General features: G+C 72.6%; 21 protein-coding genes. 12 read left to right on the forward strand and 9 right to left on the reverse strand.

Annotated features, from left to right (window positions below; genetic code table 11):
* Positions 1–10 precede the first annotated feature (10 nt).
* Entirely contained in the window at positions 11–607 is a 597-nt protein-coding gene (locus ACFPFQ_RS22670) for a hypothetical protein (protein ID WP_379622005.1), read from the reverse strand.
* Between the two features lie 10 nt (positions 608–617).
* On the opposite strand from ACFPFQ_RS22670, the gene ACFPFQ_RS22675 reads away from it, so the two are divergent.
* Positions 618–926 (forward strand): hypothetical protein, encoded by a 309-nt coding sequence (locus ACFPFQ_RS22675; RefSeq protein ID WP_379622007.1) that lies wholly within the window; start codon positions 618–620, stop codon positions 924–926.
* An 8-nt stretch (positions 927–934) separates the two neighbouring features.
* Here ACFPFQ_RS22675 and ACFPFQ_RS22680 read toward each other — a convergent pair whose 3' ends face one another.
* From ACFPFQ_RS22680 to ACFPFQ_RS22690, 3 genes are read right to left on the reverse strand one after another with little or no spacing between them, the layout of a single operon-like run.
* Positions 935–1,702 (reverse strand): phytanoyl-CoA dioxygenase family protein, encoded by a 768-nt coding sequence (locus ACFPFQ_RS22680; RefSeq protein WP_379622009.1) that lies wholly within the window; start codon positions 1,700–1,702, stop codon positions 935–937.
* Positions 1,703–1,729: 27 nt separating this feature from the next.
* Positions 1,730–2,512, reverse strand: coding sequence for a glycerophosphodiester phosphodiesterase (locus tag ACFPFQ_RS22685; protein WP_379622011.1), 783 nt, complete (start codon positions 2,510–2,512; stop codon positions 1,730–1,732).
* Between the two features lie 9 nt (positions 2,513–2,521).
* A complete protein-coding gene (locus ACFPFQ_RS22690) occupies positions 2,522–3,454 on the reverse strand; it encodes an alpha/beta hydrolase family esterase (protein ID WP_379622013.1) in 933 nt (310 codons plus the stop codon).
* 115 nt (positions 3,455–3,569) lie between these two features.
* Between ACFPFQ_RS22690 and ACFPFQ_RS22695 the strand changes: the two genes are divergently transcribed.
* Genes ACFPFQ_RS22695 through ACFPFQ_RS22710 form a run of 4 tightly spaced genes read left to right on the forward strand, consistent with a single transcriptional unit; the run spans position 3,570 to position 7,468 of the window.
* A complete protein-coding gene (locus tag ACFPFQ_RS22695; RefSeq protein ID WP_379622015.1) occupies positions 3,570–5,051 on the forward strand; it encodes an AMP-binding protein in 1,482 nt (493 codons plus the stop codon).
* Positions 5,048–6,313 (forward strand): acyltransferase, encoded by a 1,266-nt coding sequence (locus tag ACFPFQ_RS22700; protein WP_379622017.1) that lies wholly within the window; start codon positions 5,048–5,050, stop codon positions 6,311–6,313. The genes ACFPFQ_RS22695 and ACFPFQ_RS22700 overlap by 4 nt, the downstream gene beginning before the upstream one ends.
* Positions 6,279–7,070, forward strand: coding sequence for a phosphosulfolactate synthase (locus ACFPFQ_RS22705; RefSeq protein ID WP_379622019.1), 792 nt, complete (start codon positions 6,279–6,281; stop codon positions 7,068–7,070). The genes ACFPFQ_RS22700 and ACFPFQ_RS22705 overlap by 35 nt, the downstream gene beginning before the upstream one ends.
* A complete protein-coding gene (locus ACFPFQ_RS22710; protein WP_379622021.1) occupies positions 7,070–7,468 on the forward strand; it encodes a VOC family protein in 399 nt (132 codons plus the stop codon). Before ACFPFQ_RS22705 ends, ACFPFQ_RS22710 begins: the two co-directional genes overlap by 1 nt.
* Here the strand turns inward: ACFPFQ_RS22710 and ACFPFQ_RS22715 are convergent, their stop codons facing one another.
* The gene (locus ACFPFQ_RS22715; RefSeq protein WP_379622023.1) at positions 7,469–7,852 is read right to left on the reverse strand and encodes a VOC family protein; all 384 of its coding nucleotides are present in this window, start codon (positions 7,850–7,852) and stop codon (positions 7,469–7,471) included.
* Between the two features lie 123 nt (positions 7,853–7,975).
* Between ACFPFQ_RS22715 and ACFPFQ_RS22720 the strand changes: the two genes are divergently transcribed.
* From ACFPFQ_RS22720 to ACFPFQ_RS22730, 3 genes are all read left to right on the forward strand, one after another.
* Complete coding sequence (locus ACFPFQ_RS22720; protein WP_379622025.1) at positions 7,976–8,350, forward strand: YciI family protein; 375 nt, start codon at positions 7,976–7,978, stop codon at positions 8,348–8,350.
* Positions 8,347–9,564, forward strand: a complete 1,218-nt coding sequence (locus tag ACFPFQ_RS22725; protein ID WP_379622027.1) for an RNA polymerase sigma factor — start codon at positions 8,347–8,349, stop codon at positions 9,562–9,564. Before ACFPFQ_RS22720 ends, ACFPFQ_RS22725 begins: the two co-directional genes overlap by 4 nt.
* 780 nt (positions 9,565–10,344) lie before the next feature.
* Positions 10,345–10,761 (forward strand): alpha/beta fold hydrolase, encoded by a 417-nt coding sequence (locus ACFPFQ_RS22730; protein WP_379622029.1) that lies wholly within the window; start codon positions 10,345–10,347, stop codon positions 10,759–10,761.
* Here the strand turns inward: ACFPFQ_RS22730 and ACFPFQ_RS22735 are convergent.
* Entirely contained in the window at positions 10,741–11,907 is a 1,167-nt protein-coding gene (locus ACFPFQ_RS22735; RefSeq protein WP_379622031.1) for a pyridoxal phosphate-dependent aminotransferase, read from the reverse strand. The two genes, ACFPFQ_RS22730 and ACFPFQ_RS22735, sit on opposite strands and share 21 nt — an antisense overlap.
* A 64-nt stretch (positions 11,908–11,971) precedes the next feature.
* Here ACFPFQ_RS22735 and ACFPFQ_RS22740 point away from each other — a divergent pair, with 64 nt between their 5' ends.
* The 3 genes from ACFPFQ_RS22740 (at position 11,972) to ACFPFQ_RS22750 (ending at position 14,599) form a co-directional block, all read left to right on the forward strand.
* Positions 11,972–13,393, forward strand: a complete 1,422-nt coding sequence (locus ACFPFQ_RS22740) for a PLP-dependent aminotransferase family protein (RefSeq protein WP_379622033.1) — start codon at positions 11,972–11,974, stop codon at positions 13,391–13,393.
* A gap of 42 nt (positions 13,394–13,435) precedes the next feature.
* Complete coding sequence (locus ACFPFQ_RS22745) at positions 13,436–14,179, forward strand: SDR family oxidoreductase (RefSeq protein WP_379622035.1); 744 nt, start codon at positions 13,436–13,438, stop codon at positions 14,177–14,179.
* Between the two features lie 216 nt (positions 14,180–14,395).
* Positions 14,396–14,599 carry a cold-shock protein gene (locus ACFPFQ_RS22750; protein WP_379622037.1) on the forward strand — a complete coding sequence of 68 codons (204 nt, stop codon included), beginning with the start codon at positions 14,396–14,398 and terminating at the stop codon, positions 14,597–14,599.
* 69 nt (positions 14,600–14,668) lie between these two features.
* Here the strand turns inward: ACFPFQ_RS22750 and ACFPFQ_RS22755 are convergent, their stop codons facing one another.
* Positions 14,669–15,673, reverse strand: a complete 1,005-nt coding sequence (locus tag ACFPFQ_RS22755; RefSeq protein ID WP_379622039.1) for a zinc-binding dehydrogenase — start codon at positions 15,671–15,673, stop codon at positions 14,669–14,671.
* 34 nt (positions 15,674–15,707) lie between these two features.
* Entirely contained in the window at positions 15,708–16,886 is a 1,179-nt protein-coding gene (locus ACFPFQ_RS22760) for an MFS transporter (protein WP_379622041.1), read from the reverse strand.
* A gap of 91 nt (positions 16,887–16,977) precedes the next feature.
* On the opposite strand from ACFPFQ_RS22760, the gene ACFPFQ_RS22765 reads away from it, so the two are divergent.
* Positions 16,978–17,490, forward strand: coding sequence for an Lrp/AsnC family transcriptional regulator (locus ACFPFQ_RS22765; protein ID WP_379622043.1), 513 nt, complete (start codon positions 16,978–16,980; stop codon positions 17,488–17,490).
* On the opposite strand, the gene ACFPFQ_RS22770 is transcribed toward ACFPFQ_RS22765, so the two are convergent.
* Positions 17,476–18,096 (reverse strand): TetR/AcrR family transcriptional regulator, encoded by a 621-nt coding sequence (locus ACFPFQ_RS22770; protein ID WP_379622045.1) that lies wholly within the window; start codon positions 18,094–18,096, stop codon positions 17,476–17,478. The two genes, ACFPFQ_RS22765 and ACFPFQ_RS22770, sit on opposite strands and share 15 nt — an antisense overlap.
* Positions 18,097–18,154 lie beyond the last annotated feature (58 nt).

Below are 18,154 nucleotides of genomic sequence, written 5' to 3' on the forward strand. Positions count from 1 at the left end.
CGTGGGACAGTCAGTCATGACGCTGCAGCGTTGTCAAGATGATCGAACCGGGGTGACATCGGCCCTCGATCGCCGCATGGCCTGACGGACCAGCAGCCCGCCCGCGACGACGGTGAGGGCGACGAGCAGCCCGCCCGCGGTGTGCACGCCGCTGTGCTCGCTGACGAACCCGAACAGCAGTGAGCGGCAGGAACGCCAGCCAGGTGAGCGTGCCGGTGCCGGAGGTGACGCCGGCCCGGATCGGGCGCACGGCGTCGTGCAGCAGCTGCGAGACGTGGATGCCGGCGGCCACCGTGAGCAGCGCGAGCAGAGCCTGGACCGCGGTGATCACCAGCAGGTCGTCGCTGACGCACAGGACGGCTGCCGCCAGCACCGTCAGCGCGGCCACGGTGCCGGCCGTGCGCGGCCGGTGCAGGTCGATGCGGCCGGCGAGCACGCCCCCCAGCCCGAACGAGGACACGACGCCCGCCCAGTACGGCCCGTAGACGACCGCGGGGGCGGCGAGCGCCACCAGCCACAGCGGACCGAACTCCACGACCACCTGCACGAGCAGCGCCGTCAACACCGACATCGTGACGATCGGCAGCAGCCGGCCGCGCCGGGTCAACGTCCGGAAGGTGAGGGCGACGTGGGCGCGCAGCGAGGTGCTGCCGGGTCCGCGAGCGCGGGCACCGGTGGGGCCCTACCAGGTGCAGGCGGCCATCGCGGCCGTGCACGCCGAGGCGCAGCAGGCCGTCGACACCGACTGGCCGCAGGTGCTGGCGCTCTACGATCTGCTCCTGCGGCTGGCGCCCGGTCCGGCCGTCGCCCTCAACCGCGTGGTCGCGGTCGGCAGGTGCACGGCCCGCGCGCGGGCGGCCGCCCGCCGGGCCACCAGCCTGCCCGAGCAGCGCTACCTGCGCGAGCAGGTCGACCGGCTGTCCTGATCAGCGGCTCAGCCCGCGTCGCCCAGCCCCTGTCGCACGGCCACCGCCACCGGCGACGGGCCGTCGAGGTCGAGCTCGCCCACCGGGTCGAGCGGTGGCTGTGCCATGAACCTGGGCGCCGTTCCGGTGTGGCGCTGCGCGGCGTGCACGAGGAACGGATGACAGAGGTAGACGTCTCCCGCCGCTCCCGTCGCGGCCGTGACGGGCCGGTGTTCCGAGGCGGGAACGGCCACCTGCGCCAGCTCCATGAAGCCCATCCCGGCGTCGCCCGCCGGGGCCAGCAGCGGGGGCACGTCGAGGTGGGAGCCGACGCGGATGCGGGTGGGAGCGTCGTCGGGGCCGACGTCGGAGAACAGGAACAGCATCAGCAGCGCCCGGCCGCGCGAGCGCAGGTTGGTGCGGTAGCCCGACGCCGGATCGCCGAAGCTGCCCTCCACGTGCCAGCCGTCGTCACCGGGGTCGTCCGGGTGCGGGAAGCGGACGGGGAAGGTGCCGAGGCCCGTCCGCGGCACCCAGCCGCCCGCGCCGACGAGCTGGTCGAAGGCGGCATGCAGCAGCGGGGTGTTGGCGGCCGCGCGAAACGGTGCCTGGCCGAACCCGGGCAGCCGCACCACGGGCTGCCTCCACGTGGCCGGGTCGTCGGGATCGCAGCCGGTGGCGGCCCACAGGACGGCGCGCGCCTCGTCGGCGACCTTCGTCGGGAACGCGCCGGGTACGTGCACGAAGCCGTCGGAGACGAACGAGGCGATCTGGTGGGGGGAAAGACCTTCGGGCATCGGCCCAGGATGGAAGGCGAGGACGGCTCAGGCCAGCGATTTCGGCAGCTGCGCCCGCACCTCGGCCGGCTGGTTGGTGGTGATCTCCTGCACGCCCAGCTCGGCCATCAGCGCGACGTCGGCGGGGTCGTCCACCGTCCACACCCGGAAGCGCTGCCCGGCCACAACGGCCGCGCGGACGGTGTCGGGGTGGGTGCGCACGCCGTCGATGCCGGGACCGGCGATCCCGACCTCCGGCAGCCCGTCGAGCTCGGCGGCCTCGACGCCCCCGGTCAACATGCACAGGTGGGTCGCGTCGACGCGCAGGTTCACGTACTGGACCGCAGCCGGGTCGAAGCTCATGAACGACACCGTGATGTTCGCCAGCCGCGACGTCGCCGGATCCCAGCCCTCGGCCACCAGCAGCGCCAGCACCTCGTCCTCGAGCCGTGGCCCGTACGGCGAGGGATGCTTGAGCTCCACGGCGATGCCGATGTCGCGCCCCGCGCCGCGCAGTATCTCCAGCAGGTCGTGCAGCGAGAGGAACTGCTCGGCGACCGTGCCGAACGCGGCGGGGATCGCTGCGCCCTTCCAGGACGCGAAGTCCAGCTCCCGCAGCTCGGCGAGCGTGTACTCGTGCACTGGCCCCGACCCGTTCGACGTGCGGTCCACCAGGTCGTCGTGCAGGCACACCACCTGCAGGTCGCGGGTCAGGTGCACGTCGCACTCCACGCCGTCGGCACCGTCGGCGATGGCCTGCAGGTACGCGGCCCGGGTGTGCTCGGCGAACCGGGCGCTCGCCCCGCGGTGGGCGTAGATCAGCGGATCCATGGGGGAAATCTAGCGGTGGTGCGGGCTCAGGAACGTCCACATCAGGGTGGCGCCCGCCGCGGCCTGCCCGACGACGGCCGCTGCCGGCCACGGGTGGCCCAGGTCCGGGTACTCGACGGACTCCACGTCGCTGTGCGCGCGGCAGGCCGTCCAGCGCTGGACGAGGGCGGGACCCTCGGTGCTGCTGGGTGGGGTGCCCGTGCAGCCGTTGCGCTGCAGCAGCCAGTGCACCGCCGTGGCCATCGACGCCAGCACCGGATGGCCCGCCGCCTCGCCGTCGATCGGCAGGACGGTGTCCACGCCGCCCGCCGCGATCAGGGCCGGCATCGGGGTGGCCTTGGGGCACGTCTCGAGCGGGACGGCGCCGTAGGTGGCCATCGCCGCGAACAGCTGCGGGTGCGAGCACGCCAGGCTGTAGGCGAGCTTGCCGCCGTTGCTGTAGCCGATGAGGTACACCCGTGCCGGGTCCACGGGCTGCGAGCGCTCGGTGTCGGCCACCACCGATGCGACGAACGCGGTGTCGGGCACGTCGCGCTGCCCGGAGGCGCCGCAGCAACCGTGCCCTGCGTTCCACGAGCGGCCCAGCCCGTCCGGGAACACGACGACCGCGCGCTGCTTCTGGACGAGCGGCAGGAAACCGGTCTGGCCGGTGACGGTGTCGGGCGACTGCCCCCGCCCGTGCAGCACCACGAGCAGCGGGAGGTGGGAAACGGCACCGGACGGGGTGTAGGAGCGGTAGGTCCGTGCGGCGCCGTCGACCACGACGGTGTGCTCCACCGCCCGGGGGCCCGTCGGGGGTGACTGGGTGGCGGCCTCGGCAACCGTCGAGGACACCTCGGTGGCACCGGACAGCGCGACCCCCAACGCCACCGCGAGGGCGAGGACGAGGAGGTGGACGAACCGGATGCCTCCGATGCGGCGGGCCGGCCGCGACTGCGTCACCCACGGATTATGCGCGGGCGAACCCCGCATGGAGAAGGCGACCGGGATGAGTGGATCAGCTCCTCACACGGCACGCACATGGGGCTCACAGGATGCGCGACCAGAGTCGGTTCCCATGGGTACCCGCCTGCGCGACGTGATCCGCAACCGCGCTGCCGACGACCCGCACGGGCAGTACCTCGTCGACGCCCGCAGCGATCGTGTCGTCCACAACGCCGACCTGGCCGCTGCCGCGCTCCGCTGGTCGCGAGCACTCGCGTCGCACGGCGTGCCGCCCGGTGCGCGGGTGCTGATCGACGTCGACGACCCGATCGCGTTCGCGGTCGTGCACCTGTCGGTGATCGCCGCGGGCCGCTGCTCGGCGCCGGTCAGCCCGGAGGCGGGCGCCGCCGAGCTGGAGCGGGCCCGCAGGGCACTGCGACCGGTGCTCGTCGTGACCGATCGCGACGGGCGGCCCGGGATGCGCGTCGACGCGGCCACCGGGATGCCGGCGGTGCCGACGAACCCGACGCCGGGGCACGCGGGTGCCGTCGCAGGCTCGGCCGCGTTGCTGACCTCCGGATCCACCTGCGCGCCGAAGACCGTGGTGCTGAGCGAGGAGCAGCTGCTGCACGTCGCGGGCGCCGTGGCGCGCCACAACCGGCTGACCCCGGCCGACCGCGGCTACAACGCGCTGCCGCTGTTCCACATCAACGCCCAGGTGGTGGCGCTGCTGGCAACGCTCGTGTCGGGAGCGACGCTCGTGCTGGAGAGCCGGTTCCACCGCAGCGGGTTCTGGGAGCGGTTGGCCGCGCACGACGTCACCTGGCTCAACGCGGTGCCGGCGGTGCTGACGATCCTGTCCCGCGACGAGATCCCGGTGCTGCCGCCGCGCCTGCGGTTCGTCCGGTCGGCATCGGCGTCGCTGGCGCCCGCGGTGCGCGAGCTCGTCGTCGCCGGCACCGGCGTGCCGCTCGTGGAGAGCTACGGGATGACCGAGGCCGCCAGCCAGATCACCGCCACCCCGCTCGACGGCGCGGTGCGACCCGGGTCGGCCGGCCGGCCCGTCGACGTCGAGCTGCAGGTCATCGGCCCGGACGGGACGCCGTGCCCGACCGGTGACGTCGGCCGGGTCCGGATCCGGGGCGCGGGCGTCATCCGCAGCTACGCCGACGGGGCCGCCGCCGACCGGATCGACGCCGAGCACTGGCTCGACACCGCCGACCTCGGCAGGCTCGACGCCGACGGGTACCTGTACCTGGTCGGCCGCGCCGACGACGTCGTCAACCGGGGCGGCGAGCTGATCTACCCCCGCGAGATCGAGGAGGTGCTGCTCGGCGAGCCCGGGGTCGCCGACGCGGTGGTCGTCGGGCGGCCCGACGACGTGCTGGGGGCCGTCCCGGTGGCGTGCATCCGCACCGAGCAGGAACTGGCCGACGATGCGGGCGCCGCGCTCGTCGAGCGGCTCACCGCCCGGTGCGCCCGCGAGCTGGCCCGCTACAAGCGCCCGGCCGACATCCAGCTGTTCGGCGCCTTCCCGCTGGCCCCGACGGGCAAGGTCCGCCGCACGGAGGTGCGCAGGCTGGTAGCGGAAGACTCCGTCGCGAGCGGCCGATGACGGCACCGCCCACCGCGGGGTCGGCCACAGCGGAGTCGGCCACGGCCGCGCCGGCCAGCGGGAAGGCCGCGACGAAGCACGTCTTCCAGGCCGACATGGTGCGGGTGCTGACGTTCGCGTGCGTGATCGCGGTGCACACGGTCTCCACGGTGAACCCGCTCGACAGCGTGCCCGGCGGCGCTGTGGTGATGCTGCTGCACTTCACGCGGGAGGCCTTCTTCATCCTCACCGCGTTCGTGCTGATGCACCGCTACCGCGTGAGCAGCCTGCGCGTCGCGCCGTTCTGGCGCCGCCGCTTCCTGCTGGTCGGTGTGCCGTACGTGGTGTGGTCGGTGATCTACACGGGCCTCGGGCTGGTGACGGCGCCGCTCGCGCCCGCCGATGCGGCCACCACGCTGCTGCGCAACCTGCTCACCGGCACCGCGTGGTTCCACATGTACTTCCTGCTCGTCTCGATGCAGTTCTACCTGGTCTTCCCGGTGTTCCGGTGGCTGCTGCGAGCGACGCGCGGCCACCACCTGCTGCTGCTCACCGGCAGCGCACTGCTGCAGGTGGCGATCGACCTGTGGCTGCACGACCCGGCCCCGACCGGCACCAAGGCCGACCTGCTGCCCTACCTGGGCTCGTTCCTGCTCAGCTACCAGTTCTTCCTGGTGCTGGGCGGGATCGTCGCGCTGCACCTGGACCGGGTCGAGGCCTGGATCCGGGGCCACCCCGTGCTCGTCGTGGCCGGGTTCGTGTTGACGGGCGCCGCGGCAGAGGGCTGGTACTGGTGGTCGATCGTGCAGGGCGTCGGCGCGCAGTTCGCCACCGACGTCTTCCAGCCGTTGATGATCCCGTGGTCGGTCGCGGTGGTCGCGGTCTTCTTCGTCATCGGGTCGGCGTGGTCGGACCGGCGCGCCGGTGGCCGGTTCTCGCGCATGGTCGAGGGGGCGTCGGACCGCTCGTTCGGGGTCTTCCTGGTGCATCCGGCGATCCTCTGGGCGGTGACGGTGGCCGGCGTCGACTCACCTGCTGCGCAGCTCACGCCGCCGTGGTCGAGCTTCGCGGCGTACGCGGTGGCGGTGGTCGGGTCGCTCCTGATCGTCGAGGTGCTGCAGCGGACCCCTCTCGCCACGCCGTTGACCGGACGCCCACAGCGCTCACAGCTCGTTCCCAGGTGGCTCGTTGGCCGCGCCCAGCTTCGGCGACGAGCGTGGAAGGCAGCCGGACACGAGGAGAGAAACGATGATCGACACCCGGTTGGTCCTGCCAGAACGTGAGTCCGCACCGCGCACGCGCGGGCTGACGATGGTCATCGACTCCGGCATGTTCACCGGCCAGTTCGAGGACGCCATCGACAGCGTCGGTGAGTACATCGACATGGTGAAGTTCGGGTGGGGAACCGCACTGGTCACGCACGACATCAAGCGCAAGATCGATATCCTGCGCTGGGCCGGCATCGACTTCTACCTCGGCGGCACGCTGTTCGAGCGTTTCGCCGTCGACGACCAGGTCGACGACTGGCGCGCGCTGTGTCGCACGATGGGCGCCACCCACGTCGAGGTCTCGAACGGCACCATCGAGATGGACAACGCCGAGAAGTCGCGCTGGGTCCGCGAGCTCGCCTCCGAGTTCGTGGTGATCAGCGAGGTCGGCTTCAAGGAGAGCGCTCGCTCGGCGGCCCTCATGCCCGCCGACTGGGTCTCGTTCGTGCACGAGGACCTGGCCGCCGGTGCGCGGCTGGTCACGATGGAGGCGCGGGAGAGCGGGCGCAGCGGCATCTGCGACGCCGACGGCAGACCGCGCGACGAGGTGATCGAGGCGGTGCTCGCGTCCGGGGTGAACCCGGACCGGTTGCTCTTCGAGGCGCCGAACAAGGAACTGCAGACATACTTCGTGCAGCGCCTGTCGGCTGCGGTGAACCTCGGCAACGTCCACGCCGAGGACGTGATCGCCTGCGAGACCTTGCGGCTCGGGCTGCGTTCCGACACGTTGGGATCCGACCGGCTCTCCATCGACACCCGGTCGGAGGCCTGATGCGCGACACCCACGACGTCTTCCACCTCGCCATCCCGGCGTCGGACCTGGATGCGGCGCAGGACTTCTACGTGGCGAAGCTGGGCTGCAAACTGGCCCGCCGCTACGACGACCGCATCACCGTCGACTTCTTCGGCGACCAGATCGTCTGCCACCTGTCGGACCGCATCGACGAGTCGCCCGAGCTCTACCCGCGGCACTTCGGCGTCACGTTCCGCCATCGCGAGGACTGGGACCGGCTGCTGCGGCTGGCCCGCAACCGCGGGCTGAAGTTCTTCGCCGAGCCGTTCCACCGCTTCGCCGGGCGGGCGGAGGAGCACGAGGCGTTCGTGCTCTCCGACCCGTCCAACAACCTGCTGGAGTTCAAGTACTACGCCGACCCGCGGATGATGTACTGACTATCCGGCCATGTGGATGAAGCTCCACCGGTGCCCGTCGAGGTCGCGGAACGCCCGCATGTACATGTAGCCCAGGTCCTGGGCCCCCACGTCCTGCCCGCCTGCCGCCACCGCCCGTTCGGTGAGCTCGTCCACCTCGGCGCGGCTCTCGGCCGAGAGGCCCACCGACACCTCGCTCGCCCTGGCCGGGTCGGTGACCGGGGCGCCGGTGAACTCGGCGAAGTAGGTGGCTTCGTGCAGCATCACCGCGGTCGAGTCGTTGATCAGCACGCAGGCCGTCCGATCGCTTGAGGCCCGTGGGTCGAGGGTGAAGCCGAGCGCGGTGAGGAACGCGGTGGCCTTCGCGACGTCGGCTGCGGGGAGGCCGATGTAGGTCGATCGCATGATGGTGGCCGTCCTTCGGGTGGGGCGCCCCGGTCGGGCGCCGTCAGCAGGGACGTAGCTGCTGGGCGGCGCTTCTCGACATGCGGTACGAAGGGACTTCGGCCGAACTTCGGAGGGGTGCCCGTGCGCTACCTGATCCTGATCTACGGCAACCCGGCGTCGCGTGAGGTCTGGCGCAGCCTGTCGGTCGAGCAGCGGGCTGCCGGCATCGCGCAGTACCAGGCCTTCAACGCGGAGCTGGACGCGTCCGGTGAGCGGGTCGCGTCCGAGTCGCTGCTCGATGCCTCGACGGCCAAGCGCGTCACGCCGCGGGGGGCGACCGTGACCACGACGGACGGCCCGTTCGCCGAGTCCAAGGAGCACCTGGCAGGCTTCTACCTGGTCGACTGCGACAGCATGGAGCGTGCGGTGGAGATCGGGGCCCGCATCCCCGAGGCCCAGGCCGGGTTCGTCGAGGTGCGACCGGTGCGCGGCGATCTCGCGGAGTTCCTCGCTTGACCCCGACCGACGGGCTGCTGCGGGAACTGGCGCCGCAGGTGCTCGCGGCGGTCGTGCGCCACCACGGCGACTTCGACGCCTGCGAGGACGCGGTGCAGGAGGCCCTGCTCGCCGCGTCGCAGCAGTGGCCGGCCGCCGGGCTGCCCGACAACCCGAAGGCGTGGCTGATCACCGTCGCGTCGCGGCGGCGCACCGAGGCCTGGCGCAGCGAGACCGCGCGCCGTCGCCGTGAGGACGCCGTGGTCGCGCTGGCGCCGTCCGATCCCGATCCGGCCCCCGGCGTCGACGACACGCTCACCCTGCTGATGCTGTGCTGCCACCCGTCGCTCACCAGCGCGTCCCAGGTGGCGTTGACGCTGCGGGCCGTCGGCGGGCTGACCACCGCGGAGATCGCACGGGCGTTCCTCGTGCCGGAGGCCACCACCGCGCAGCGCATCAGCCGCGCCAAGGCGCGGATCAAGGCGAGCGGCGCGGAGTTCCGGATGCCGCCGCCCGAGCAGCGTGCCGAGCGCGTCGACACGGTGCTCCAGGTGCTGTACCTGATCTTCAACGAGGGCTACACGGCCAGCTCGGGCGTTGCGTTGAACCGGGTCGAGCTCAGTGCGGAGGCGATCCGGCTGACCCGGATGCTGCACACCCGGCTGCCCGACCACGGCGAGGTCGCGGGCCTGCTCGCGCTGATGCTGCTCACCGACGCCCGCCGGCCGGCCCGGGCCGGGGCCGACGGCGAGCTGATCCCGCTGGACGAGCAGGACCGCACTCGATGGGACGACGCGGCGATCGCGGAGGGCATCACGCTGGTCACGGCGGCGCTCGCCGACACGCTGATCGGGCCCTACCAGCTGCAGGCCGCGATCGCCGCCGTCCATGACGAGGCGACTCGGGCCGAGGACACCGACTGGCCCCAGGTGCTGGCCCTCTACCAGCACCTGGACGCGCTGGCCCCGGGGCCGATGGTCACGTTGAACCGGATCGTCGCGGTGTCGATGGTCGACGGCCCGCAGGTGGCGCTGGCGCAGCTGGGCGCGGTGCAGGACGATCCGGCGCTCGCCGCGCACCACCGCGTCGACGCGGTGCGGGCACACCTGCTGGAGCGGGCCGGCGAGGTCGATGCGGCGTGCGAGGCCTACCGGCTGGCCGCGCGGCGCACCCTCAGCGTGCCCGAGCAGCGCTACCTCGACGCGCGTGCCGCGCGCCTCGCTGCGAGTCGGTGAACTGCTGCAACCCCTGATCGCGCCCGATCTCCATGAGGCTGGTGTCGGCCCAGCGGACAGCCACAAGGTTCCATGTGGCACTCGGCCGGGGCTGCTGGCAGCCACAGGGTTCCAAGTGGCTCTCAGCCGGCGCTGCTGGCAGCCACGAGGTTCCACATGGCAGCCGCCAGCACTTCCGGACTGCCACAAGGTTCCATGAGGCTGTTGCCGGGCTCGCCTGGACTGCCACAAGGTTCCAGGAGGCGCCGGATCGCCCGGGCCGCGAGCAAGAAACCCGCCACGACTCATCCGAGCACCGGCAGCCACCGGACACCGGGGTTGGCGCGGCCGGCTCCGGCGGCGATGAAGTCCCCACAAACGATGTCGGACGTCGCCCCGCATGCGAGGGGCGACGTCCGACAGTTCGAAGATCGGGTTACCAAGCGTGCAAACTGATGCGCCGTGCTTCAGTGGTCTCGGCGTCAGGAACCGGTGATCGGCTGCTGACGCAAACCCGCGGCGCTGTGCCTCGTCGCGGCGTGCTCCGCGTGGGTGCCCGAACTCGAACTGGGGCGCAACGGTCGGGAGGACGAACCTTCTCCACCGATTCGGCCTTGGCCTTGCGATGAGCCCGTGCCCAACTTTGTACTCCCTATTCCCGGCCTCAACAAGGGACCGTCGCCGGGCGGGGAAGGATCCGCCGGCCCCCGACCGCCCCGAACTGCAGCATGGTGGCCATCCAAGCGTCAGATCGCAGCATGGCCACCATGCTGCGATCCGGGCCGGGGGAGGATGGGCGATATGACCGACTTCGTGCTGGTCAACGCCATGGTGCCCGCGCCGGGCGAGTCCCCGGGGGAGTGGTGGGGCAACCTCGGGCACGTGATGCCCGCCGACGTCCTGGACGCGTTCTTCCACGACGTGCCTGCCGACGTCGTGGCTGCAGCGATGGAGCAGGGCGAGCCGCCTCAGTCGGGAACCCCGTTCGAGAAGCCGTGGCCGCTCGCGGCGTGGCCCGGCGTGCCCACCCTGTTCCTGCAGGGCCGCGACGACCGGTTCTTCCCGCCGGAGTTCCAGCGCAGGGTGGTGGCAGATCGGCTCGGCGACGTCACCTTCGAGGAGATCCCGGGCGGGCACCTCAACGCGCTGAGCCGCCCGGTGGAGCTGGTGGACCACCTGCTGGGCCCCGCGCCCACGTCAGGAAGGACGCCCTCCTGACGTCCCGGCACGCTGGTGCAGCACCATCGTCAGCGCCTCCAGCGCCACCTCCAGCTCCCCGGCGGGCAGGAACCCGAAGCCGAGCCGGAAGACCCGTGCCTCGTCCCCGAACCAGGCGCCCTGCGCAACGCGCGCGCCCGCAGCGGTCAACGCCGCGTAGAACGGTTCGACCTCGCTGTCGGGGAACGCCGTCGGGCGCAGGCGCACGCAGCAGAGCGCGCCGGCGTCGGGCCGGACCCACTCGACGAGCTCGGCATTGCGCTCCACCCAGTCCGCCGTCGTGCGGAGTGCCGCGGCGAGCTGCTTGCGGCGCGGCGACAGGATCGTGTCGGCTCGTTCGAACACGCGCAGCGCCAGCTGCTCGCTCACGCCCGCGCACGTCAGCACGGTGTTGAACTTGCCGACGACGAGCTGCTCCACGAGCGCCCGGTCGCGGCTGATCGCCCAGCCGATGCGCAGGCCGGCGGCGCCGTGGCACTTCGACAGCGACGCCACCGAGATCACCCTCGGGTCGAGCCCGGCGGCGCTCGGCGGCGTCGGGTCGTCGCCGAACGCGGCCTCGCGGTAGGTCTCGTCCAGCAGCAGGTGCGCACCGGGCGCCACCTCGGCCATGATCTCCAGTACCCGCTCGACGGTCGCCTGCGGCAGCGCGACGCCCGAGGGGTTCTGCGGCGACGCGAGGCTGACCAGCCTGGTGGCGGGTGTGAGGTGCGCGCGCAGCCGTTCCGGGTCGAGCCGGTAGCCGTCGTCGAACGACAGCGGGAGCACCCGGACGGTGGCGCCGACGGCGTCGAGCGCGTTGCGGGCCAGCGGGAACAGGGGCGCGACGGTCAGCACCTCGTCGCCGGGATCGCACAGCGTGAAGGCGATGAGGAACAGGGCGTGCATCCCGCCCGCGGTCACCACGACGTCCTCGGCGGTCACCCCGTTGGCGGCCGCGATCGCCGCGCGCAGCTGCGGATCACCGGCGGCGGTGCCGTAGCCGAGCGCGAACCCGGCCAGTTCCCGGTCGCCGTCCAGCAGCCCGCCGTCCAGCAGGTCGCCGAGCAGCAGCTCGGGGCCGAAGCTCTCGCCCAGGTCGTGCCGGGGTGACGCGCCGACCAGGGAGATCATGTTGCTGGCGGGGAAACGGTGGAGAGGACCCATGCCCAACATCGTGCGACGGCTGCGCTGGCGCTGACAGAGCCAATGGGCCAGAATTGGTTTGGTCATGGAGCCAATCGAGCTGGGTGAGCGTCTGGGGCGGTGGTCGTCGGCCCGCGGCCCCCTCTACGTGCTGCTCGCCGCCCGCCTGCGCGAGCTGATCGACGGCGGCGAGCTGCCGGCCGGCGTGCTGCTGCCGCCCGAACGCACGCTCGCCGCCGTGCTGGCCGTGGGCCGGTCCACGGTGGTGGCCGCGTACGAGCGGCTGCGTGCCGACGGCCGGATCGTGCGCCGCCAGGGCAGCGGCACCCGGGTCGCGGGCGAGGTGGGCACGGCAGGCGCCGAGATCACCACGGCCCCGATGTTCCTGCACCACCTCGAGGCGCGGGCCGACGACGTCATCCTGTTCGCCTGTGCCGCCCCCGACGGGCCGCCGCCCGAGGTGGCACGGGCCTACGCCCGCGTCGTGCCGGAGCTGGCAGCGCTGTCGGGCGACATCGGCTACTACCCGAGCGGGCACCCGCGCCTGCGCGCCGCGATCGCCGCCCGCTACACGGCACAGGGGATCCCGACGGTGAGCGACCAGATCCTCGTCACCAACGGCGGGCAGCAGGCGCTGTCGCTGATCGCCGCCTGCCTCGTGTCCCCCGGCGACGCGGTGCTCGTGGAGGCGCCGACCTATCCCGGCGCGCTGGAGGCCTTCCGCGAGGCGGCGGCGGTGCTGCGACCGTTGCCGGTCGGGCTGGTGGGCTTCGCCGACGCGGTCCGTGCCCACCGGCCGGCGCTGGCGTACCTGATCCCGCGGTTCCACAACCCGACCGGTGCGGTGCTGCCCGCGGCCGAGCAGCGTCGGATCGCGGAGGTGGCCGCCGCGGAAGGCGTGCCGCTGGTGATCGACGACGTCGCCGCCGAGCTCGGCTTCCCCGGCGCGCAAGAGTTCCCGGTGCCGCTCGGCGACACCGCCATCACCGTGGGGTCGCTCAGCAAGGTGGTGTGGGGCGGCCTGCGCATCGGCTGGATCCGGGCCGTGGCGCCGGCCGTCGCCCGACTGGCCCGGTTGCGGGCCGTCCACGACATCGGCGGGGACACCCCGGCGCAGCTGGCGGCGGCGGCGCTGGTCGGAGATCTCGACGCGATCCGCGACCGGCAGGCCGCCGACCTGCAGGTGCGTCACGACCGGCTGCTCGACGCGCTGTCGTGGCTGCTGCCGCAGTGGAGCGTCCACGGTGTGCGCGGCGGTCAGACCCTGTGGGCCCGCCTGCCGTACGGCGACGGCGACTCGTTCGCCCAGCAGTCGCTCCGCTGCGGCGTCGCGGTGCTGCCCGGCTCGGGCCTGGACGTGTCCGGGGCGAGCGACGCCTGCGTGCGCCTGCACTTCCGGCTCCCGCCCGAGCGGCAGGAGGAGGCCGTCCGCAGGCTCGCGCGAGCCTGGCACGAGTACCGCCCGCCTGCACACCGCGCCGTCGCCGCACCCGCCCTCGCGATCTGACCCCGGCTGGTCGCCGCCCCCGGGATGGCGCACGATCGACCCATGACGGACGGCGGGGTCGCGGTGGTGACGGGTGCTGGATCGGGCCTGGGGCGGGTGGTGGCGCAGGCGCTGCTCGGCGCGGGCTACGGGGTGGCGCTCGCGGGACGGCGCAAGGACGCGCTCGACGAGACGGCGGCGGGCCACCCGGAGGCGCTGGTCGCGCCCACCGACGTCGCCGACACCGCCTCGGTGGCAGCGCTGTTCGGCGCCGTCCGCGAGCGCTGGGGGCGGGTGGACCTGCTGTTCAACAACGCGGGCACGTTCGGGCCCGCCGGCACGCTCGACGAGATCGACCCGGATGCCTGGAGCGCCGCCGTGGCCACGAACCTGACCGGTTCGTTCCTGTGCGCCCGGGAGGCGTTCACCGCGATGCGCGCCCAGGATCCCCAGGGCGGGCGCATCATCAACAACGGGTCGATCTCGGCGCACACGCCCCGCCCGGGCAGCGCCGCCTACACCGCCACCAAGCACGCGATCACCGGGCTGACGAAGTCGATCTCGCTGGACGGCAGGCCGTTCCGGATCGCCTGCGGGCAGATCGACATCGGCAACGCGGCCACCGACATGACCGCCGGGATCGCTACCGGGGCCCGGCAGGCCGACGGCAGCGTCCGTCCGGAACCGACGTTCGACGCCGAGCACGTGGCGCAGGCCGTGCTGTACATGGCGGGCCTGCCGCTGGAGGCCAACGTGCAGTTCCTGACGATCACCGCCACGACGATGCCGTTCATCGGGCGGGGCTGAATCCGCCGGCGCCACCCCCCGAACTTCTCCCCGAACGGGGGTCGCCTGCAGCGGCGACGACCGGTGTGTGGTTCACTACCCGCGGTCTTTGATAGTTTTGTTGCGGGCACGAACATTGTACTCCGGATTTTCTCCGGAGGGGTTTCCCGTTGCAGACAGACTCGGTACCACCGCACCAGCGGTGGCCGCATCGTCATCTGTTCAGGAGACAAGTACATGGCTCGTGGCACCGTGAAGTGGTTCAACGCCGAGAAGGGCTTCGGCTTCATCGCCCCCGAGGACGGCTCCGCTGACGTCTTCGTGCACTACTCGGAGATTCAGTCCTCTGGCTTCAAGTCGCTGGAGGAGAACCAGAAGGTGCAGTTCGACGTGGGTCAGGGCCAGAAGGGCCCGCAGGCCACCGGCGTCACCGTCATCTGATCTTCGGATCAGCGTGATCTGAGTTCTTTCCGAAGGGCCCCGCTCCATTGAGCGGGGCCCTTCGGCATTTCACCGGTCGGATCCCGCCGGTACCAGCACCGTCTTTCCGATGGTGCCGCGCCCGGCAACCGCGCGGTGGGCGTCCGGTGCGTCCGACAGCGCGAACCGCTGACCCACCACCGGCACCGCGATCCCGTCGGCTGCCGCTCGCAGGGCCATGATCTCGAACTCGGCGAGCCGGGCGAGCACCCGCGCGCCGATCGCCCCGGAGACCGTGAGGCTGCGCCCGAAGAGGTCGATCGTGCGCACGTCGACCGGCGCGCCGGCCGACCAACCGAACACCAGCAGCCGCCCCTCGGTGCCGAGCAGGTCGAACGCCGCCCGTCCGGCGGCGCCGCCGACACCGTCGAGCACAGCGCTGACGGCCCGCCCACCGAGTGCCGTGGTCACGGCGGCGGGCCAGTCCGGGTCGAGGTAGTCGATCGCGACGTCGGCGCCTGCCGCGCGGACCGCGGCGAGCTTGGTCTCACCGCCAGCCACCCCGACGACCGTGGCTCCGGCGTGCTTCGCCCACTGGACGAGCAGCAGCCCGATCCCGCCGGCGGCCGCCGTGATCAGCACGACGTCGGAGGGGGTGATCCGGGCGGCGTCGACGATCGCAGCCGTCGTGCGGCCGGTGCCGATGACGGCCACGGCGACGGCCGGGTCGAGCCCGTCCAGCACGGGATGGATGCGCGCGAGCTCGGCCACCACGTACTCGGCGTAGCCGCCGTTGGCGGCCCCGAGGTGGCCCACGACCGTGCGGCCGATCCACGACTCCTCGACGCCGGTGCCGACGGCGTCGATCGTGCCGGCGACCTCCCGGCCCGGTGTCATCGGCAGGTCGGGCACTGGCATCGGGCCACCGCCCGTCCCGGCCCGGATGGTGGTGTCGATCAGGTGCACGCCGGCGGCGGCCACCCGGATCAGCACCTGTCCCGCATCCGGGACCGGTGCGTCGACCCGCTCGTACCGCAGCACATCGGCATCCCCGAACTCGTGCTGGCGGATCGCGTGCATCTTCTCGATGGCCATGGTCACAAGCCTGTGACCTCAACTCGACTGCAGGTCAAGAGCGAGTCACGGCCCGGCGGAGCGCCCAGGCGATCGGCAGCACGAGCACCGCCGCGCCGGCCCCCGCCACCGCGAGCAGCGGGTAGCCACCGCCGCCCATCACCGGGCCGGCCGCGGCACCCCCACCGGCGGCCGCGAGCCCCATCCCGACCTCGCCCCAACCCTCCCGGCGCGCCTTGCCCGCGACGGGTCCCGCGGTCAGCAGCGCGCTCCCGGCCAGCAGCGCCACGTTCCATCCGACGCCGAGCAGCGCCATTCCGGCCGTCAGCACCACCGGATCGCCGGCACCGGCACCGGCCACCACGGACGCCACGGCCAGCACGACGCCCGCCACCGCAACGGTCGGCCCACTCCCGTACCGGTCCGCCAGCCATCCTGACAGCGGCGACGGCGCGAACATCCCGGCGATGTGCAGGCTCACGACCAGCCCGATGGCGCCGAGCCCGACGCCCATGTGGTGCAGCTGGACCGGTGCCATCGTCGTCACCCCGACCATCACCAGGTTCGCGATCGCGAGCACCGCCAGCCCGAGCGCGGTGGTCGGGTCGAGCGCGGTCGCCGGATCGGTCTGCCGGGGCTCGCCCACAGGTTCGGGCCGGGTGCTCGCCGATCCCAGCAGAACGGTGGCCGTGGCGAAGCCGTGCGCGCCGAGCAGGTATACGCCCCCCAGCTCCGGCTGCCCGATCCACTCCCCTGCGGCGGACGCGGGCACCATCAGGTTCGGCCCGATGACCGCCCCGACCGTCGTGGCGGCGAGCACGGTGGCCATCGCCCGGGCCCGCGATCCGGCGGGCGCCAGGTCTGCTGCGGCGTAGCGGGCCAGCATCACGGCGCTGTTCCCCGATCCGAGCAGCAGGAACCCGGCGAGCAGCAGCGGCAGGGCCGATGCCTGCGCGGCGAGCACGATGAGCGCGCAGCCCGCCACCGCGACGGTGGTGCCGAACGCCAGTGCCCGGCGGCGGCCGTGCCGGCGGGTCAGCGCCGACAGCCCCACCGCGGCGGCCGCCCCGCCGATGACGAGCGCGGTCTGCGGCAGCCCTGCGGTGGCGTCCGATCCGCTGACGCGCTGGGCGAGCAGCCCGCCTGCCGCGCCCGTCAGCGCCTGAGCGACGCCACCGATCGCGCAGGCGGCCAACAGCGTCGGCAGGGTGGTTCGTTGCTGGCGTCGAAGCATGGGTCAACGGTAGGAAGGTCAGCCGGCCCGCTGAAGGGTCGATGGCGCCGTCCGAAGCCGGATCGACCTGTCGACCAGAAGGAGATTTCGCATGTCCGCTTTGCAGTCGGTGGAACTCGACGATCTCGACTGGCGGCTGCTCGCCGAGCTGCAGCGCGACGGGAGACTCTCGTTCAACGAGCTGAGCCGCCGCGTCCACCTGTCCGCTCCTGCTGTCGCCGAGCGCGTGCGGCGGCTCGAGCAGGCGGGTGTGATCACGGGCTACCGCGCCACCGTCGACCCGGCGCGGGCCGGCCAGCCGCTGCTGGCGTTCATCCAGCTGCGCTGCGCACTGGGCAGCTGCCTGCTCAAGACGACGAGCTCCGCCGACTACCCGGAGGTGGTCGAGATCCACAAGGTGTCGGGTGAGTACTGCACCCTGCTCAAGGCGCGGCTGGCGTCGCTCGGCCACCTCGAGGGCCTCAACGAGCGCATCGGGCTGCTCGGCGAGATCCGCACGCACATCGTGCTGTCCACCCAGTTCGACGGCCGACTGGTGGAACCCACGCCCGCGGAACCGATGGTCGCGCAGTCCGAGGGCTGGCGGCCCTCAGGCGGGTCGTAACCCGGCCAGCAGCAGGTCGGCGAAGTGGCGCGCCACATCCGAGGCCGCGACCGGCCCGTCGGGCCGGTACCACGTGTCGAGGTGGTGCACGCAGCCGAAGAAGTAGTGCAGCGCGAGGTCGGCCGGCACGTCGGAGCGGAACTCGCCGGACGCCTGCCCTTCGCGCACGATCGCGCGGAACCGCTCGTGGTAGACGCGCCGTCCGGCGCGGAACTCGCGTTGCTTGTCGGGGCTGAGCAGGTGCATCGAGCGCTGGAAGACCGTGGTGTCGTCGATGTTCGCGATGCTCGTGCGGATCACGTCGCAGGCCACGGCGTGCAGCCGCTCGGCAGGCCCGGCGGTGCCGGAGTCGAGCTCCTCGAGCCGCTGCAGTTGCATCCGCAGCACCCGCGCGTAGATCTCGTGGAGCAGGTCGTCCTTGGAGTCGAAGTAGTGGTAGAGCGCGCCCTTGGTGACGCCGGCGGCCTCGACGATCTGGGCCACGGAGGTGCCCTCGAAGCCTTGCCGGGCGAACAGGCGGGTGGCAGCCTCCAGAAGGCGGTCCGGCAGCGGCGACCGCGTGCTGGCACCGGCGTCCGACGTGCCGGCGATCCAGGGTGCCTCCACAACCTCCACCTTCCCGACCTTCCCGTACCGACCGGATGGTATCGCAGGTGAACGGCGT

It is taken from the genome of Pseudonocardia sp. GCM10023141, from assembly GCF_042653605.1.

Excerpts from the sequence above, each read along its gene's own strand:
- ACFPFQ_RS22755 (WP_379622039.1), bottom strand. The coding sequence starts at position 15,673 with ATGGCCATCGAGAAGATGCACGCGATCCGCCAGCACGAGTTCGGGGAT.
- ACFPFQ_RS22730 (WP_379622029.1), top strand. The coding sequence starts at position 10,345 with ATGACCGACTTCGTGCTGGTCAACGCCATGGTGCCCGCGCCGGGCGAG.
- ACFPFQ_RS22715 (WP_379622023.1), bottom strand. The coding sequence starts at position 7,852 with ATGCGATCGACCTACATCGGCCTCCCCGCAGCCGACGTCGCGAAGGCC.
- ACFPFQ_RS22705 (WP_379622019.1), top strand. The coding sequence starts at position 6,279 with ATGATCGACACCCGGTTGGTCCTGCCAGAACGTGAGTCCGCACCGCGC.
- ACFPFQ_RS22695 (WP_379622015.1), top strand. The coding sequence starts at position 3,570 with ATGGGTACCCGCCTGCGCGACGTGATCCGCAACCGCGCTGCCGACGAC.
- ACFPFQ_RS22685 (WP_379622011.1), bottom strand. The coding sequence starts at position 2,512 with ATGGATCCGCTGATCTACGCCCACCGCGGGGCGAGCGCCCGGTTCGCC.
- ACFPFQ_RS22680 (WP_379622009.1), bottom strand. The coding sequence starts at position 1,702 with ATGCCCGAAGGTCTTTCCCCCCACCAGATCGCCTCGTTCGTCTCCGAC.
- ACFPFQ_RS22745 (WP_379622035.1), top strand. The coding sequence starts at position 13,436 with ATGACGGACGGCGGGGTCGCGGTGGTGACGGGTGCTGGATCGGGCCTG.
- ACFPFQ_RS22740 (WP_379622033.1), top strand. The coding sequence starts at position 11,972 with ATGGAGCCAATCGAGCTGGGTGAGCGTCTGGGGCGGTGGTCGTCGGCC.
- ACFPFQ_RS22750 (WP_379622037.1), top strand. The coding sequence starts at position 14,396 with ATGGCTCGTGGCACCGTGAAGTGGTTCAACGCCGAGAAGGGCTTCGGC.
- ACFPFQ_RS22735 (WP_379622031.1), bottom strand. The coding sequence starts at position 11,907 with ATGGGTCCTCTCCACCGTTTCCCCGCCAGCAACATGATCTCCCTGGTC.
- ACFPFQ_RS22765 (WP_379622043.1), top strand. The coding sequence starts at position 16,978 with ATGTCCGCTTTGCAGTCGGTGGAACTCGACGATCTCGACTGGCGGCTG.
- ACFPFQ_RS22760 (WP_379622041.1), bottom strand. The coding sequence starts at position 16,886 with ATGCTTCGACGCCAGCAACGAACCACCCTGCCGACGCTGTTGGCCGCC.
- ACFPFQ_RS22700 (WP_379622017.1), top strand. The coding sequence starts at position 5,048 with ATGACGGCACCGCCCACCGCGGGGTCGGCCACAGCGGAGTCGGCCACG.
- ACFPFQ_RS22710 (WP_379622021.1), top strand. The coding sequence starts at position 7,070 with ATGCGCGACACCCACGACGTCTTCCACCTCGCCATCCCGGCGTCGGAC.